We start from the raw sequence: 16017 nt of genomic DNA, 5'->3' as shown, positions 1-16017 counted from the left end.
AAAAATGCCGCCCAGCGGGGCCGGACGGCATGAACGGAGCGGTTTGGCGTCGGACTATTCGGTAAGCCGGGAGACCATGGCAGAGGCCCGTTCGCCGATCGCCTTGAAGGCGGCAACGAGGTCGGCTGCTTCCTCGGCCTCGAAATAATGCGCGGTGGAGGAAGCGCAATACTTCAAGAGGGCCTGGCCGCGGTCCGGTGCCATGAACGCGACGCTGTAGATCTGAACCTTGTTGGCCTTGGCGACGTCGCACCAATATTTGGTGACCGTATCGTCGTTGGCGTAGTTGTTCTCGCCATCGGTCATGAAGACGATGTATTTCGTCGGAACCTGACCGTTCTTGCTGTTGTGCGCCGTGTCTTCCGTCGATGCGGTCACCTTGTTGTAGGCGGTCTTGAAGGCGTTGCCGGAAGCCGTTCCGCCTGTCGCGACCAGCGCATTGACGTAAGCTGACGCGCCCGTCGTTCCCCAGGCGAGGCTGCCCGCGGGATCCTGCGAAGCGTTGTAGGAAACGGCGCCGGTGCGCACATAGATCTGCTCCGGATCGGCGAGCATCAGCTGGGCGAACAGGTCGTCAGCGGCCGTCTTCAGAGCATTGACCTTTGTGACGTAGCACGGGCTGGTCGCCTTGAGGTTCGGATACCTGTCCCAGTTCGCCTCCGTGTAATTGGAGCACTTGGACTTCGTCGTGTCGATCGTATTCGTCTTCCAGGCCATCGATCCGGAGCGGTCGAGCACGAGATACATGGACAAGGCGTTCTTGCTCTCGGTTGCGCTTTCCGCCGTTGCCCTGGTTTCGAGTTCGATCGAATCCGTGCCCAGGAGGCGCGTCATCGCGTTGAACTGGATCAGATGCTTGTTGACGATCGAAACCTTGAAGGACTTCCCCTTCACGCCATTGGGCGTCTCGATGATATTAACTTCCGAGGTATTGACATCGTCCCAATCTGGCGCCTCGGAGGCAGCCGCTGCGCTGTCCGCCGACTGGGCGGTTGCTGTTGGCGTCTGGTCACCATCGGCCGGGGTGTCCGCCGAGCTCGAGCTTGCCATCTGCGCCTTCAGGAATTTGCGCGCAATCGCCTTGGCCTCTTCAATGTTGGGCTGCTCGTTCGAGACCAGCGCGGAAGCAGCGGCGAGCGCGGCGGCATCGGTGGCGTCCTGCAACTGGTTCTTGGTCATCAGCATGTTGGCCATGTCGATGGAGACACCACCCGCTGCCAGCAGCAGCGGTGCCACCAGCGCCGTCATCATTCCGAAATTACCGCCGCGGTCCTTCAGCATCATGCCGAAGGACCGGCCCCTCATGGATCGTCTTCCCATCTTCGCGCACCCCAAGAAATACATTGCAAGCTTGGGGCGAGCATTAGCGGCGACGAATTACTATCTCGTTCAGCCAATTGCTTGAATTTTAATGAATTTTGGAAGAAGTTCCATGGTTTCCAATGATTTGCCCGGGACTGGTTGACCGGATATGGGACCCGACTGTACCAATTCGGATCAGCCAACGGGAACGACGTCCACGGCCTGTTCCGTGGTATGGCTGCCATAGCTCTTGAGTATGCCGATTACGGGCGCGACGTCGCCGTAGTCGCGGCCGTGGCCTACGACGATGTGATCCGTGCCGGCCGGAATATTGTTCGTCGGGTCGAGTTCCATCCAGCCGCTCGCGGTGCCGCACCAGAAGCGAACCCAGGCATGCATTGCGTCGGCGCCTTCCAGCCGTTCCTTGCCTGGCGGCGGCAAGGTTCTGAGGAACCCGCTGACATAGCCCGCCGGAATGCCGAGGCTGCGAAGGGCGACGATCATCACATGTGCAAAGTCCTGGCAGACGCCGCGCTTGAGCTTGAAGGCTTCGGCAGCCGTCGTGTTTACGGTCGTCGCCTCGGTATCGTAGACGAAGTCGCGGTGGACGCGCTCGCAGATCGCCGTCCCAATCTGGCGCACGGTCATTCCTTCGTCGGCGATCGCCCGCGCGTAGGCCGCAATCTCCGGGGCGTCCGGCAGGAGCGGACTCGGCCCGACAAAATGGTGCGGGGACTCCGCATCGACCGACCAGCACGCGGCAAGCTGCGACGGCAAACCGGCAAGAGGCGGGGTAAGATCGGCGGTGAGCGCCTGCGCTTCCACCTGAACGCGTGCCTGCATGCGAATGGCGAGGCTGTCGTGCACCGAACGGAAAAGGATGGACGTGGTGGGGTTCGCGAAGAAATCCACGCTTTCGACCCGTTCGCCCGGAGTCGGCTGGCAGCTTATCGAGCCGACGACAAGCCGTTGACGACCGGGGATCGAGGCCGGCAGCACACGTACGAGGTGGCGTCCGCCGGCAACCGGGGCCTCGTAGCCGTAGGTGATCGTCAGGTTGATGTCGTAGAGCATTGGCAAGTGCCGCCTTCGTTGGGCGTTTCGAGGTGGATAGACCCCTCCCCAACCCCTCCCCACGAGGGGGAGGGGCCAGGCGCCAGCTGCGATCTCCTGTCGTTTCCAAGCCTCGCTTCAGGCGCAAGGGTGACGTGGAGTGGGAGACGGTGCGGCAAAGACTGCCCCTCCCCCTCGCGGGGAGGGGTTGGGGAGGGGTAGCATTCGCGTGCCGCGTGACTCATTCCGCTCTAGCCGAGATAGGTTTGCGCGAGCAGGTCCGAAAGCCTTTCGAGATCCCGTTCGAGCTGCTTGTAGACGGTCGCCGTCATTGCCTCCGGCGTCATCACCGCAAGGCCGGAATGAAGCCGCATCGTCTCGCGGTAGAAGGGTGACATCTGACCGTTGACGAAAGCGTTCGGCAAGAGCTCCACCTCGGTCTTGATCTCGTTCAACTGATAGAGAACCGAGCGCGGATTGAGCGGATCGAGGGCGAGGAGGTCGGTGACAGTCAGCGCTGCCGTGTTGACGTTGTAGCGGCGGCGGTGGGTCATGACGCTGTCGCCGATCTCGAGCAGCATGTCATAGGCGCCGTCCGGAGCTTCGGGTCCAGACATATGCCCAAGCAAGCGGGTCATGTGGAGGCCGCGCTCGATATAGCGACCGATCGTCAGGAACCGCCAGCCGGTGAAGCGGTACATGTTTTCGTGGACGAGACCGGCAAAGCCGGCAAGTTTGCGCAACAGAATGGTCATCGCATGCGTGGCGTCGTCGCCGGCCTGCACGGTCGCATGAAACTTCCGCGCCGTCCTCGACAGATCGTTGAGGGCCAGCCAGCCGTCGGGCGAAAACCGGTCGCGGATATTGCCGGCGCTGAAGAGCGCGCTGTCGATATTGGCGAGCAGGCTGTCGGGTACCGGTTGGCGCGTGTTGATGTCGAGGGCCGCGAGATAGTCCGTGACGTCCTTCAGAAGCGGCATTTTCGGATCGGCGGCCTCGGCGAAGCGCCCGTGCCAGGCTCGCAGGATCCTGAGTGCACCTTCCGACCGCTCGATATAGCGGCCCAGCCAGAAGAGATTGTCAGCCGCGCGGCTCGGCAGGCTGCCCGGCATGTTGCGCGTGAAGCTCTCCTCGGCCGGGAGCAGTGTCGTGCGCTCGACCGGCTTGTCGCTGACGATCCAGACATCGGCGGCCGTCCCGCCCGCCTTCATCGCGATAGCCGCCACGTCGTCGCCGGAACCGATACGCGCGAAACCGCCTGGCATGATCTGCCAGCCGTCGCGCGTGCGCGCAGCGAAGACCCGCAAGCTCATCGGCCGCGGCGTCAGCCGTCCGCGCACCCAGGCGGGGGTCGTCGACAGCGTGACGACCTCCTGTCCCACCAGCTTGCCGCCGCCGGTCCCTAGCCATTCCGAAACCGAGGTGCCGTCCTCGCAGAGCGACGTGCCAAGGACCGACTGTCCGTTGTCGTCGAAGAAGGGGCGGGTCGAATAGGCTGGACCGATCACCATGCGCTCGACATTGCCGGCGACATTGTCGCGTTCGGACTGCTGCCCGCACCACCAGGTGGCGATCGACGGCAGCTTTTGCTCCTCGCCGAGCAGGTGGCGGCAGATCGCCGGCATGAAGGCGAGAAGGGCGCGGGTCTCCAGGATCCCAGAGCCGAGCGCATTGACGATCGAGACGGAGCCGGCCCTCAGCGCCTCGACGATCCCGGGCGTGCCGATATGGGAAGACTGGTTGAGTTCGAGCGGATCGGCGAAGGCCGCGTCGAGCCGGCGCCACAGCACGCCGACAGGCTTGAGGCCGGCAACCGTGCGCACCATGACACGGCCGCCGACGACCGTCAGGTCCTCGCCTTCGAGCAGCATGAAGCCGAGGTAACGGGCGATATAGGCGTGTTCGAAATAGGTCTCATTGGCAATGCCGGGCGAGAGGACGGCGATGCGATCGTCCGGATGCTGCTTTCGAGCCTGCAGCGTATCGCGAAATGCGCCGAAGAAGCCCGCCAGTCGGTGCACGTGCGTTTCGGCATAGATATCGGAAAAGGCGCGCGTCGTCGCAACACGGTTTTCCAGTGCGAAGCCGGCGCCGGAGGGAGCCTCGGTGCGATCGGAAAGCACCCACCAGTTGCCATCCGGCCCGCGTCCGATCTCGAACGAGCAGAAGTGCAGGAAATGTCCGTCGGCCGGTTTGACACCGACCAGCGGGCGCAGGAACTCCGGATTGGAGGCGACGAGGGCAGGAGGCAGCAGGCCCTCCCGGACCAGCCGGTTTTCGCCATAGATATCGGCGACCACACGCTCGAGCAGTTCGGCGCGCTGGATCAGCCCTTGCGAAACAACCGCCCATTCCGCCTCGTCGATCAGGACGGGGATGTGGGACAGCGGCCAGCTTCGTTCCGAATTATCCTGGCCGCCATAGGCCCGATAGAAAACACCGGCATCGCGCAGATAACGGTCGGCACGGGCGAAGCGATTGGTGAGATCCGCTTCGTCCATCTGGCCAAGCGCCGAGAGCAGCCGCTGCCAGACCGGCCTGACATTGCCGTCCGGATCGAGCATTTCGTCGGCGATACCCGGAAGGGCGCGATAGCCGAACGCCGGGTCGAGCCGATCCTTCTCTTCCGCCTTTGCCGCCTGTTTCTTCGCCATTTACACTCCTGCTGGACGCCTCAGGTCGAGCGTCAGCGGAAATTCCGCCGGCGGAGCCTCAGGTTGAAGCCGATAGCCACCGGTGGTGTGGCCCCAGGGCTCGAAGCGCGCCAGACGGCGTGCTTCGGCCTCGTTGCCGTTGACCGGAAATGTCTCATAGTTGCGCCCGCCCGGATGCGCCACGTGGTAGACGCAGCCGCCGATCGCTCGATTCGACCATTTATCATAAATATCGAATGTAAGGGGAGTGTTGACCGGCAGGACCGGATGCAGGCCGGAGGCGGGCTGCCAAGCCTTGTAACGCACGCCTGCGACGGCCACACCACCTTTCCCGGTTCGGGTCAGTGGCACGGGCCGGCCGTTGCACGCGACCGTGTAGCGGTCCGGATTGGCGGTTTCGAGCTTCACCTGCAATCGCTCCACCGAGGAATCGACGTAGCGCACGGTGCCGCCGATCGCGCCCTGCTCTCCCATCACGTGCCAGGGTTCCAGCGCCTGACGCAGTTCGAGCTTCGCCTCTTCATATTCCACCTCGCCGCAGAAGGGGAAGCGGAATTCGAGCTGGGCCTCGAACCATTCGGGCCGCAAGTCGAAGCCGTGGGCGCGGAGGTCCGCAAGCACGTCGAGAAAATCCTGCCAGACATGGTGCGGCAGCATGAAGCGATCGTGCAGGACCGTGCCCCAACGCACGAAACCGCCATCGACCGGACTTTTCCAGAAGCGGGCGATGAGTGCGCGGACGAGCAATTGCTGGGCGAGCGACATGCGCGCGTTGGGCGGCATCTCGAAACCGCGAAACTCGATCAGCCCGAGCCGCCCGGTCGGTCCGTCCGGTGAGAAGAGCTTGTCGATGCAGATTTCGGAGCGATGGGTATTGCCGGTGACGTCGACGAGCAGGTTGCGGAACAGCCGGTCCACCAGCCACGGCAACGGGGGCGGGCGATCGGCATCGGGCCGCGGCACCTGCGCGAGCGCGATCTCCAGTTCATAGAGGGAATCGTGGCGCGCCTCGTCGATGCGCGGCGCCTGGCTGGTCGGTCCGATGAAGAGGCCGGAAAAGAGATAGGAGAGCGAAGGGTGGCGCTGCCAGTGGAGCACGATGCTCTTCAGAAGATCCGGCCGGCGCAGAAAGGGGCTGTCGTTAGGGTTGCGGCCGCCCACGACCACGTGATTGCCGCCGCCCGTCCCGGTATGACGACCGTCGATCATGAACTTGTCGGTGCCGAGCCGGCTCTGGCGCGCCTCCTCATAAATCGCCGTGGTGATATCGACGCATTCCCGCCAGTTTGCCGCCGGGTGGATGTTGACCTCGATCACGCCGGGGTCCGGGGCGACGCGGATGACGTTGATGCGCTCATCCTGCGGTGGCGGATAGCCTTCGATATGCACGGGCATGCCGAGCGGGGCGGCGGCCCGCTCGGTCGAGGCGATGAGGTCGAGATATTCCTCGATGCTCGTCGTCGGCGGCATGAACACGCAAAGCCGGCCATCGCGCGGCTCGACGCTGATCGCTGTACGTACGGCGCCGTCGATCTCGTCGCGAGAGGGCGGCAGCGGTGTGGGCGGCTCCTCCGACGGCTGGAAGCGCGAGTGCTGCGCCCGGCCCCGGCTGAAATCCGGCAGGTCGCCGCGTGGAACCGTCGGATCCACCGGATTGATATAGGGATAGGCGGAGGGAGCGATATAGGGCAGCGAGCCGAGCGGCAGGCGATAGCCGACGGGGCTGTCGCCGGGCACGAGGAAAATCCGGCCGCGGCGGGTCTTCCATTTCTCGCTCATCCATCGCCGGCCACTCGCAAGTGCGTTCCAGGCCTGCACCGGCAGAACGTAGCCCGTCGGAGTCGTCAGGCCGCGCTCGAAGACGCGGGCGAGGCGGCTGCGCTCTTCCGGATCCTTGAGTTTCGAATTGGAAGGATCGACGTTGTCCGGAAGGTTTGCTTCCTTGACGATCCACTCGGCCGGGTCCTCATAGGCCGGAACGACCATCTCCGCATCGACGTCGAGCTCGCCGGCGATTGCGACGAGCAGGCGCTCGGCGTCCTGCTCGGTGATGTGGCGCCGGCCGGTTTCCTCCGCGATCAGATTGGCCTCACGCCAGATCGGCACGCCGTCCTTGCGCCAGTAGAGGGAAAAGGTCCAGCGCGGCAGGCTTTCGCCCGGATACCACTTGCCCTGTCCATAATGCAGGAAGCCGCCGGGCGCGAAGCGCTCGCGCAGGCGCCGGATGAGCGTATCCGCCTTCTCGCGTTTCGTCGGGCCGACCGCAGCGGTGTTCCATTCGTCCGATTCGAAATCGTCGATCGAGACGAAAGTCGGCTCGCCGCCCATGGTCAAGCGCACGTCGTTCTCGGCAAGCACACGATCGACCTGATCACCGAGAGCATTCAGTGCTTCCCAGCTCTCGTCCGAAAAGGGCTTGGTGATGCGCGGATGTTCGGCGACGCGGGCAACCTTCATCTCGAAGGCGAAATTGCTTCTCGTCTCCGGATCGCCGAAGAACTCGCCGGATATGGGTGCGGCGTTACGATAGTGCGGAGTGGCGGCCAGCGGAATATGGCTCTCTCCGGTTAAGAGGCCGGACGTTGGATCGAGCCCGATCCAGCCGGCGCCTGGAAGATAGACCTCCGCCCAGGCGTGAAGGTCGGTGAAGTCGTATTCGGTGCCGGAGGGACCATCGAGGGCCTTCAGGTCCGGCGTGAGCTGGATGAGATAGCCGGAGACAAAGCGCGCGGCAAAGCCGAGATTGCGGAGGATCTGCACCAGGAGCCAACTGGAATCGCGACATGAGCCCCTGGCAATGCCGAGCGTCTCTTCCGGCGATTGGACGCCCGGCTCCATACGGATGACGTAGCCGATTTCCTTCTGCAGCCGCGTGTTGAGAGCGACGATCATATCGACGGTGCGCTGACGTGACCGGTCGACGCTCTCCATGAATGCCGAAAGCCTCGGCCCCATAGGCTCCGGCGCCATGTAGATCCTCAGGTCTTCGCTCAAGTCTTCAGGATAAGGGAAAGGCCAATGTTCGGCTTCTTCCTCGACGAAGAAATCGAACGGATTGTAGACGGTCATGTCGGCGACCAGATCCACCTCGATCTTCAATTCCGTTACGGGGTCAGGAAAGACGTAGCGGGCGAGATAGTTGCCGTAGGGATCCTGCTGCAAATTGACGAAATGGTTTGCAGGGGAGACTTTCAGCGAGTGGCTGATGACCTTGGTCTTCGAATGCGCGGCCGGTTTCAGCCTGATGATTTGCGGTGTGAGCCTTACCGGCCGGTCATAGGTATAGTGCGTGAGGTGGTAGATACTGGCCTTGATCGACATGCAGATTTTTCCCCTCGATGGCCGGTCCGTTGCCGGCCATTCATGGGAATTTTGTGCAATGCGAAGAAAGAAAGCAAGCCGAAACCCGGGGGGTGAATCACGGCCGGCTTTCCCGTCTACTCAAACCGGTGGAGGGTTGATGCGGGCAAAACCCTCCTGCCGGTAATAGGGGAAATGCGGATAGGGTGCCGTCGTCGCGCTGACCTTGTCGAGGCGCGCGACCTGATCGGCGGAGAGCGACCAGCCGACAGCGCCAAGATTTTGTCGGAGCTGCGCTTCGTTGCGGGCGCCAATGATGACGCTCGAAACGGTTGGCCGCTGCAGAAGCCAGTTGATGGCGATCTGCGGCACCGTCCTGCCGGTTTCCTCCGCAAGCGCTTCGAGCACCTCGACGATATCGTAGAGCTTTTCATCGTCGACCGGCGGTCCGAAGGCGGCGGTGTCGTGCAGCCGGCTTCCGGCCGGCCACGGCTCGCCGCGGCGGATCTTGCCCGTCAGCCGACCCCAGCCCAGCGGGCTCCAGACGAGTGCCCCGACACCCTGGTCGAGGCCGAGTGGCATCAGTTCCCACTCGTAGTCGCGGCCGACCAGTGAATAGTAGACCTGGTTGGCGACGTAACGGGGATAACCATGCCGCTCGGCGAGCGCGAGCGATTTCATCAGCTGCCAGCCGGAGAAATTGGAGACGCCGACGTAGCGGAGTTTGCCAGCGCGAACCAAGGTATCGAGTGTCGAAAGCACCTCTTCGATAGGCGTTCCGGCATCGAAAGCGTGCAATTGCACGAGGTCGATATAGTCGGTCCCGAGACGCTTCAGTGCCGCTTCGACACCGTGGATAAGGCGCGAGCGGGAGGAGCCAGCATCGTTCGGGCCGTCACCCAGCGGCAGCGACATCTTGGTGGAAAGGATCACCTTTTCGCGTCGTCCCTTGATCGCCGCGCCGAGCACCTCTTCCGAGGCGCCGTCCGAATAGACATCAGCCGTGTCGAAAAGATTGACGCCCGCCTCAAGGCAGATGTCGACTAGGCGGCGCGCCTCCGCGTCGTCCGTCGTGCCCCAGGCGCCGAAGAGCGGACCCTTGCCGCCGAACGTGCCTGCGCCGAAGCTCAGTGCCGGAACCTTCAAGCCGGACGAGCCAAGCCGTCGATACTCCATCTCTCAAACTCCCTTGTCGTCTCGATGTGTCTGGAGACATGAAGATGGAGTTCCCTTCCTTTTGGAGATAGACTGCGGTTCGGAATATCATTTGTGAGTTGAAGTCATATGTCGCGGCTTTCGATCAATCGTTCAGGGGAAATGGAAGTGTTCGCCAAGGCGGTCGAGCTTGGCGCCTTTTCGTCGGCAGCGCGCCATTTCCGCATGACGCCTTCGGCGGTCAGCAAGCTCGTCCTGCGGCTCGAGGACCGGCTCGGCGTCCGCTTGGTCAACCGGTCCACGCGGCGGCTGCAACTGACGCCGGAGGGCTGTGCCTTCTATGAGCGCACCGCCCGCATCCTCGCCGACATCGAGGAGGCCGAACGCTGTGCGGCCGGAGGCGAGATGCCCACGGGCCGGGTCCGGCTGAATGTCAGTGCTTCTTTCGCAACCCATGTCCTGATGCCGCTGCTACCGGAATTCCGCGAGCGCTTTCCCGCCGTCTCGCTCGACATCGTCCAGACCGATGCGGTGGTCGACCTGATGGAGGCGCGTGCCGATATCGCCATCCGATCAGGGCCCTTGAAGAGTTCGGCGCTGATTGCCCGCAAGCTCGGCGCCACGCGAATGGTGATCGTCGCGGCGCCCTCCTATCTCGAGCGGAACGGGACGCCCTCGAGCATCGAAGAGCTCGAGGTCCATAACCGGCTCGGCTTCTGCTACGCGCGCGCCGTCGACGGCTGGCCGATCAAATCCGATGGGGAAACCATCATTCTGCCGGCTTCGGGGACGCTGCAGGTGAGCGACGGCGAGGGACTGCGCCATCTCGCCCTTGCCGGCACGGGGCTTGCGCGGCTTGCGGAATTCACCGTGCGCGCCGACATCGACGCCGGGCGGCTCGTTCCCGTGCTGGAAGACTTGAATCCCGGCGATCTGGAAGAGATTCATGCCGTCTTCCTCGGCCAGGGCGGCGCGCTTCCCGCGCGTGTTCGGGCCGTCCTTGATTTTCTCGCCAAGCACGCCCGCGTGGCGCCGGAACCGGTCGCGCGGCCGAGCGATGACCAGGCTCAGGTTGAGACGGCTTCAGCGTGAGACATACGCAAGGCTTGAATTGGAGAGGGGCGCCCCACGCGGAGAGGCGCCCCTCTTAAAGTGTCATGAGTTGTCGGTCCGTATCCGAAACGCCGCCATCAACGCTTCGGCGCGACAAGGGCAAAAAGTGCGCCCTGCGGATCGATGCATTGGACGATCCAGGAGCCGCCCGGAACTTCCATCGGCTCCAGGACGATCTTCGCGCCGCCGGCTTTTGCCCGCTCGATGGCCGAGTCCAACGCTTCGACGTTGAAATAGTAGAGCCAATAGGGGGCGGGAACCTCCTTCGGCTTGGTCATCATGCCGCCGATCGGGGTGCCGTTCCAGGCGAAGATCTGATAGGTGCCCATATCGCCCATGTCCATTGCCTGGTCCTTGGTCCAGCCGAACAAGTTGGAATAGAACGGAAAGGCGGTATTAAGGTCGCCGGCCATCAACTCGTGCCAGCCGACGTTTCCGGGCGCCATCTGCTCGAGCGCCGGGGGCTCCTCGCTCGTTCCCTTGAAGAGCGCGAAGACCGCACCGTGCGGATCTGTGACGATGGCGAAGCGGCCGACGCCCGGGATGTCATCGGGCGCGCGGTGAACATTGCCGCCCTCCGCGGCGAGCTTGGCAGCCGCCGCATCGACGTCATCGACGGCGACATAGCCGAGCCAGGCCGGCGGGATCTTCATATCGAGCGCGCCCTCGGGCATCGTCATCAGTCCCGCCACATGCCGATCACCGACGGAGAACAGCGTGTATTCGATGCCCGGCATACCGGCATCGCTGCCGCTCCAGCCAACGACACTCTCGTAGAAAGTTTGGGCGGCCTTCGTATCAGTCGTCATCAGTTCGTACCAGACGAATTTCCCGTGCTGACCCGTCATTGTCTCTCCTCCGGTTTCTTGTGGGGATGTGCTGCCATTCGCGGCAGCCGAACAGTGGTTTTCCTGCTACGCGGTTTACTTCTTCAGCGTGTCGTTTGCATGTCGTCGGCTCAAAAACTGCTGCACAATTTTGGGCGACATGCATTAGCGCCGGCGATATTCGGCGGCCATGACCTCCTTCCAGCTCCCGTCTTCGGTCTGGACGCGGGCCGTCAGCGTGCGATGATTGCCGTCGATAAGGGTGATTACGTCCTGATAGCTTGCGGATCTGCCGGGTCGGTCGAAGTCCGGCCCCTCGCAGTTGAGTGTGAGCGTCTTGCGGTCGTCTTCCAGCACGCCGTCATAGACCCACATATGCGTCATCATCGAGCCGACCCAGGTGCCGACATAGCGGTTCGTCTGCGGGTTGAAGCCAAGGGTCATCAGCGACTGGGCGGGGCTGCCGTCCGGCATCGTGCCTTTTCCCTCGCAGACGACCCACAGACCTTGCATCGAGCGAACGTTTTCCGTCCATGGAGTCTGCGGCTGGTCGCCCTCGGTCGGAGGTAGCGACGTCACCTCCCACTCACCGAGCAATTGTTCAAGCCACCGGTGCTCCTCCTGAGGTTCCGCCTTCATCAATCCCTCCAATGGCGAGACGCGGCGCCCCGAACTGGAGCGCCGCGCGATAAAGCAACGCTCGGAAACGCCGATGGTTCCCTGGTTGTCATCAGGCTCAGGCCCTTTGCCTGGGCGCCTCCTCGTATTCGTCGTGGCGGCGGACGAAGTCCATGACCTTACCTTCGTTCCGCCCCTTCGGCGCCCGATCGAGCAGCATGAAGGTGCCGACAAGCTCCTCCAGGCCGCGGGCATAGGTGGAGTAGGTATGATAGACGGTGCCGTCCTCGTCCTTGTAGAAGGCGCTGAGTCCGGGAAGCTCTTCGTAGGCCTCGCTGCTGTCGATTTCGGTGAAATTGTAGACGACCTTGTCGCCCGCAAGCTCGGCGGGCGTGAAGGACACATGGAAGTCGCTGTTGAAACCGTTGCCTTGCGCCGACACCCACGGGAAATGCCAGCCCATTCGCTTGCGATAGGCCTCGATCTTGGCGAGCGGCGCATTCGAAGCTGCGATCAGCGTGACGTCGTGGTGATTAAGATGCGGCAGCATGCCGGCGAAGTGATCGGCCAGAAACGAGCAGCTAGAACAGCCGGCTTCCCAGTCTGGTCCAAGCATGAAGTGATAGACGACGAGCTGGCTGCGCCCGTCGAAAAGCTCGGACAATGTCTTGGGGCCGGCAAGCGTTTCGAAGATGTAGGATTTATCCATCCTGACCCAGGGCAGTGCCTGACGCTCGGCATTGATCCGGTCTCGCAGGTGGGTGTGTTCCTTTTCCAGGGCGAGAAGTGATTTGCGCGCCTTCAGCCATTCCTCGTGCGACACGACGGCATGGTGTGGTCTCATGCTCCTTCCTCCTCATGAAATGTAGCACTTGACTAATTACGTTGATATCAACATTACTCAACCATGTCAAAGTCGCTTCTGGTACCCTTCGCCACCACCGTCCTCGTCAGGGACAACTGTCTCTGCCTGCATGTCCAGCGCGCCGCCCGGGCACTCGCGCGGCGGTTCGACGAGGCGCTTCGGCCTCTCGATATCACAAACGGGCAATTCTCGCTGCTGATGTCGCTCAACCGGCCCGAACCTCCGAGCATGAGCATGGTTGCCTCGCTGCTTGCGATGGACCGTACGACGCTGACCGCCGCGCTGAAGCCGCTTGAGCGTCGCGGACTGGTGGATGGCCTTGTCGACCCTGAGGACCGCCGGTTGCGCCGCCTGAGGCTGACGGCGGAAGGCGAGCGGCTGCTCGCCCGGGCAGTGCCGATCTGGAAGGAAACCCATGCCGAGGTCGACGCGCGGTTGGGCCCGAATGTTCCGGAACGCCTGCGCGCCGATCTTTTGGCGCTAACCCAGGACGGAACGCGAGCCGCCGAGGTCCTATCCGTAGAGGCGTGAACGGTCGGGCCGGCATTTTGCAGCCATTCAAAGCGCTAATGCGTCCTTCGCGCGTCTGATAAGACACGCGGCGCTATAGGCGCCGAAGCGGATTGGGAGGCCTTTCCGTCCGCGTTTCCCGCTCTAACTTTGCGAAAATCGAAGACCTGATGGCACCAAAGGGAGGGGTGATGCCGATGAAGACGACCTATCGGGGCAGCTGCCATTGCGGACGAATTCGCTATGAGGTCGATGCCGATCTCCAGGCGGGGACCAGTCGCTGCAATTGTTCGTATTGCTCGAAGCAGCGTTATTGGGGTGCGACCGTGAAGCCGGAGGACTTCCGGCTGATGTGCGAGGAGGCGGGTATCGGCGACTATCAGTTCGGTACGATGAGCGGCCATCACCGGTTCTGCCCCACCTGTGGGCTGTCGCCCTACGGCCACGGATATGTCGAGGAGCTCGGCGGCGCCTTCGTCTCGATCAACGTCGCCTGCCTGGATGATGTCGATCCGGCCGTGCTCGCGGCCTTGCCGATCCAGTATATGGACGGGCTGCACAACAACTGGTGGAACCCGCCCGCCGAGACACGGTACATGTGATTCAAGCGGCTTGCAACGAAAAGGCCCCCGCCGCGACGGGAGCCTTCTTGCGTTTGCGAGTTGCGCCGATCACCGGTCGCCGAGATCCCGCACGGCGCCGCGGTCGGCAGAGGTTGCGAAAGCGGCGTAGGCCTTGAGCGCGGTCGTCACCTGGCGCTTGCGCTGCTCGGCCGGCTTCCAGCCCTTGGCGTCCTGCTCCTGTCTGCGGGTGGCGAGGTCGGCTTCGTCGACACGCAAGCTGATCGTGCGGTTCGGGATGTCGATGTCGATCATGTCGCCTTCGCGCACGAGGCCGATCGTGCCGCCATTCGCCGCTTCCGGCGAAACGTGGCCGATGGAGAGACCGGACGTGCCGCCGGAGAAACGGCCGTCGGTGATCAACGCGCAGGCCTTGCCGAGGCCCTTCGACTTCAGATAGCTGGTCGGATAGAGCATTTCCTGCATGCCCGGCCCGCCCTTCGGCCCTTCATAGCGGATGACGACGACGTCGCCCGCCTTGATCTCGTTGCCGAGGATCGCCTTGACGGCGGCGTCCTGGCTTTCGAAGACCCGCGCGGGGCCGGAAAACTTCAGGATACTCTCGTCGACGCCGGCGGTCTTCACGATGCAGCCGTCGAGCGCGATGTTGCCCTTGAGCACAGCGAGGCCGCCGTCCTTCGAGAAGGGGTGCTCGACCGAGCGGATGACGCCCTTCTCGCGGTCCGTGTCGAGCTCCTCCCAGCGAGCGTCCTGGCTGAAGGCGACCTGGGTCGGGATGCCGCCGGGGGCGGCACGGAAGAAATTGCGGACCGTTTCGCTCGAGGTACGGGTGATGTCCCAACGGTCGATGGCGTCGCCGATTGTGTCGCTATGCACGGTCGTGCAGTCGCGATTGATGAGGCCGCCCTTGTCGAGTTCGCCGAGGATCGACATGATGCCGCCGGCCCGGTGCACGTCTTCCATATGCACGTCGGCCTTCGCGGGGGCGACCTTCGAGAGGCACGGGACGTTGCGCGACAGCCGGTCGATATCGTCCATGGTGAAATCGACCTCGCCCTCATAGGCGGCGGCGAGGATGTGCAGCACGGTGTTGGTCGAGCCGCCCATGGCGATATCGAGCGCCATGGCATTCTCGAAGGCCTGCTTGGAAGCAATCGTGCGCGGGAGGACGCGTTCGTCTTCTTGTTCGTAGTAGCGGCGGGCGAGGTCGACCACCAGGTGACCCGCCTCGACGAAGAGGCGCTTGCGGTCAGCATGGGTCGCCAGCGTCGAGCCGTTGCCGGGAAGCGACAGGCCGAGCGCCTCGGTCAGACAGTTCATCGAGTTCGCGGTGAACATGCCCGAGCAGGAGCCGCAGGTCGGGCAGGCGGAACGTTCGATGACCTTGACGTCTTCGTCGGAAATATTGTCGTCGGCGGCAGCGACCATTGCATCGACGAGGTCGAGCGCGTGTTTCTTGCCGTGCAGAACGACCTTGCCGGCTTCCATCGGGCCACCGGAGACGAAGACGGCCGGGATGTTGAGGCGAAGGGCCGCCATCAACATGCCGGGGGTGATCTTGTCGCAGTTGGAAATGCAGACCATGGCGTCGGCGCAGTGCGCGTTGACCATATATTCGACGCTGTCGGCGATGATTTCGCGCGAGGGCAGCGAATAGAGCATGCCGTCATGGCCCATGGCGATGCCGTCGTCGACGGCGATCGTGTTGAATTCCTTGGCAACACCGCCGGCCGCCTCGATCTCGCGCGCGACGAGCTGGCCCAGATCCTTCAAATGCACGTGACCCGGCACGAACTGCGTGAACGAGTTCACCACCGCGATAATCGGCTTGCCGAAGTCGCTGTCCTTCATGCCCGTTGCGCGCCAGAGGCCGCGGGCGCCGGCCATGTTGCGGCCGTGTGTGGTGGTGCGGGAGCGATAGGCAGGCATGAACGTGTTCCTTCACGGACGAATGTCATTATGCGGATATGGCGATACGGGAGCGCCGGTGCAGGGTACTAGCGCAAAATTGCGCGCGCGTCATCTTTTGCGTCAGATTA

12 protein-coding genes are annotated in these 16017 nt (G+C 63.1%); 3 read left to right on the top strand and 9 right to left on the bottom strand.

Going from position 1 to position 16017, the window contains the following annotated elements:
- Nucleotides 1-54 precede the first annotated feature (54 nt).
- From QA637_RS14395 to QA637_RS14375, 5 genes are all read right to left on the bottom strand, one after another.
- Entirely contained in the window at nucleotides 55-1320 is a 1266-nt protein-coding gene (locus tag QA637_RS14395; RefSeq protein ID WP_153439430.1) for a vWA domain-containing protein, read from the bottom strand.
- Between the two features lie 177 nt (nucleotides 1321-1497).
- The gene (locus tag QA637_RS14390) at nucleotides 1498-2376 is read right to left on the bottom strand and encodes a transglutaminase family protein (RefSeq protein ID WP_153439428.1); all 879 of its coding nucleotides are present in this window, start codon (nucleotides 2374-2376) and stop codon (nucleotides 1498-1500) included.
- Between the two features lie 230 nt (nucleotides 2377-2606).
- Complete coding sequence (locus QA637_RS14385) at nucleotides 2607-5009, bottom strand: circularly permuted type 2 ATP-grasp protein (RefSeq protein WP_153439426.1); 2403 nt, start codon at nucleotides 5007-5009, stop codon at nucleotides 2607-2609.
- Nucleotides 5010-8330: a transglutaminase family protein gene (locus QA637_RS14380; RefSeq protein ID WP_283061935.1), complete on the bottom strand. Its 3321-nt coding sequence runs from the start codon at nucleotides 8328-8330 to the stop codon at nucleotides 5010-5012. It lies immediately after the preceding gene.
- A 120-nt stretch (nucleotides 8331-8450) separates the two neighbouring features.
- Entirely contained in the window at nucleotides 8451-9485 is a 1035-nt protein-coding gene (locus tag QA637_RS14375; RefSeq protein WP_153439422.1) for an aldo/keto reductase, read from the bottom strand.
- Between the two features lie 108 nt (nucleotides 9486-9593).
- Here QA637_RS14375 and QA637_RS14370 point away from each other — a divergent pair, with 108 nt between their 5' ends.
- Nucleotides 9594-10556, top strand: coding sequence for a LysR family transcriptional regulator (locus QA637_RS14370; RefSeq protein WP_283061934.1), 963 nt, complete (start codon nucleotides 9594-9596; stop codon nucleotides 10554-10556).
- A 98-nt stretch (nucleotides 10557-10654) separates the two neighbouring features.
- On the opposite strand, the gene QA637_RS14365 is transcribed toward QA637_RS14370, so the two are convergent.
- The 3 genes from QA637_RS14365 to QA637_RS14355 form a co-directional block, all read right to left on the bottom strand.
- Complete coding sequence (locus tag QA637_RS14365) at nucleotides 10655-11425, bottom strand: VOC family protein (protein WP_153439418.1); 771 nt, start codon at nucleotides 11423-11425, stop codon at nucleotides 10655-10657.
- Nucleotides 11426-11569: 144 nt separating this feature from the next.
- Complete coding sequence (locus QA637_RS14360; protein WP_153439417.1) at nucleotides 11570-12043, bottom strand: DUF1579 domain-containing protein; 474 nt, start codon at nucleotides 12041-12043, stop codon at nucleotides 11570-11572.
- A 97-nt stretch (nucleotides 12044-12140) separates the two neighbouring features.
- Complete coding sequence (locus QA637_RS14355) at nucleotides 12141-12866, bottom strand: DUF899 domain-containing protein (RefSeq protein ID WP_153439415.1); 726 nt, start codon at nucleotides 12864-12866, stop codon at nucleotides 12141-12143.
- A gap of 63 nt (nucleotides 12867-12929) precedes the next feature.
- Between QA637_RS14355 and QA637_RS14350 the strand changes: the two genes are divergently transcribed.
- Both QA637_RS14350 and QA637_RS14345 read left to right on the top strand, forming a co-directional pair.
- Nucleotides 12930-13418: a MarR family winged helix-turn-helix transcriptional regulator gene (locus QA637_RS14350; protein ID WP_153439413.1), complete on the top strand. Its 489-nt coding sequence runs from the start codon at nucleotides 12930-12932 to the stop codon at nucleotides 13416-13418.
- A gap of 176 nt (nucleotides 13419-13594) precedes the next feature.
- Nucleotides 13595-13999, top strand: coding sequence for a GFA family protein (locus tag QA637_RS14345; RefSeq protein ID WP_153439468.1), 405 nt, complete (start codon nucleotides 13595-13597; stop codon nucleotides 13997-13999).
- Between the two features lie 69 nt (nucleotides 14000-14068).
- On the opposite strand, the gene ilvD is transcribed toward QA637_RS14345, so the two are convergent.
- A complete protein-coding gene (gene ilvD / locus QA637_RS14340; RefSeq protein WP_153439411.1) occupies nucleotides 14069-15907 on the bottom strand; it encodes a dihydroxy-acid dehydratase in 1839 nt (612 codons plus the stop codon).
- Between the last annotated feature and the right edge of the window lie 110 nt (nucleotides 15908-16017).

The organism is Sinorhizobium terangae, assembly GCF_029714365.1.
GTDB lineage: Bacteria > Pseudomonadota > Alphaproteobacteria > Rhizobiales > Rhizobiaceae > Sinorhizobium > Sinorhizobium terangae.
This window is presented reverse-complemented; position numbering and strand designations above follow the sequence as displayed.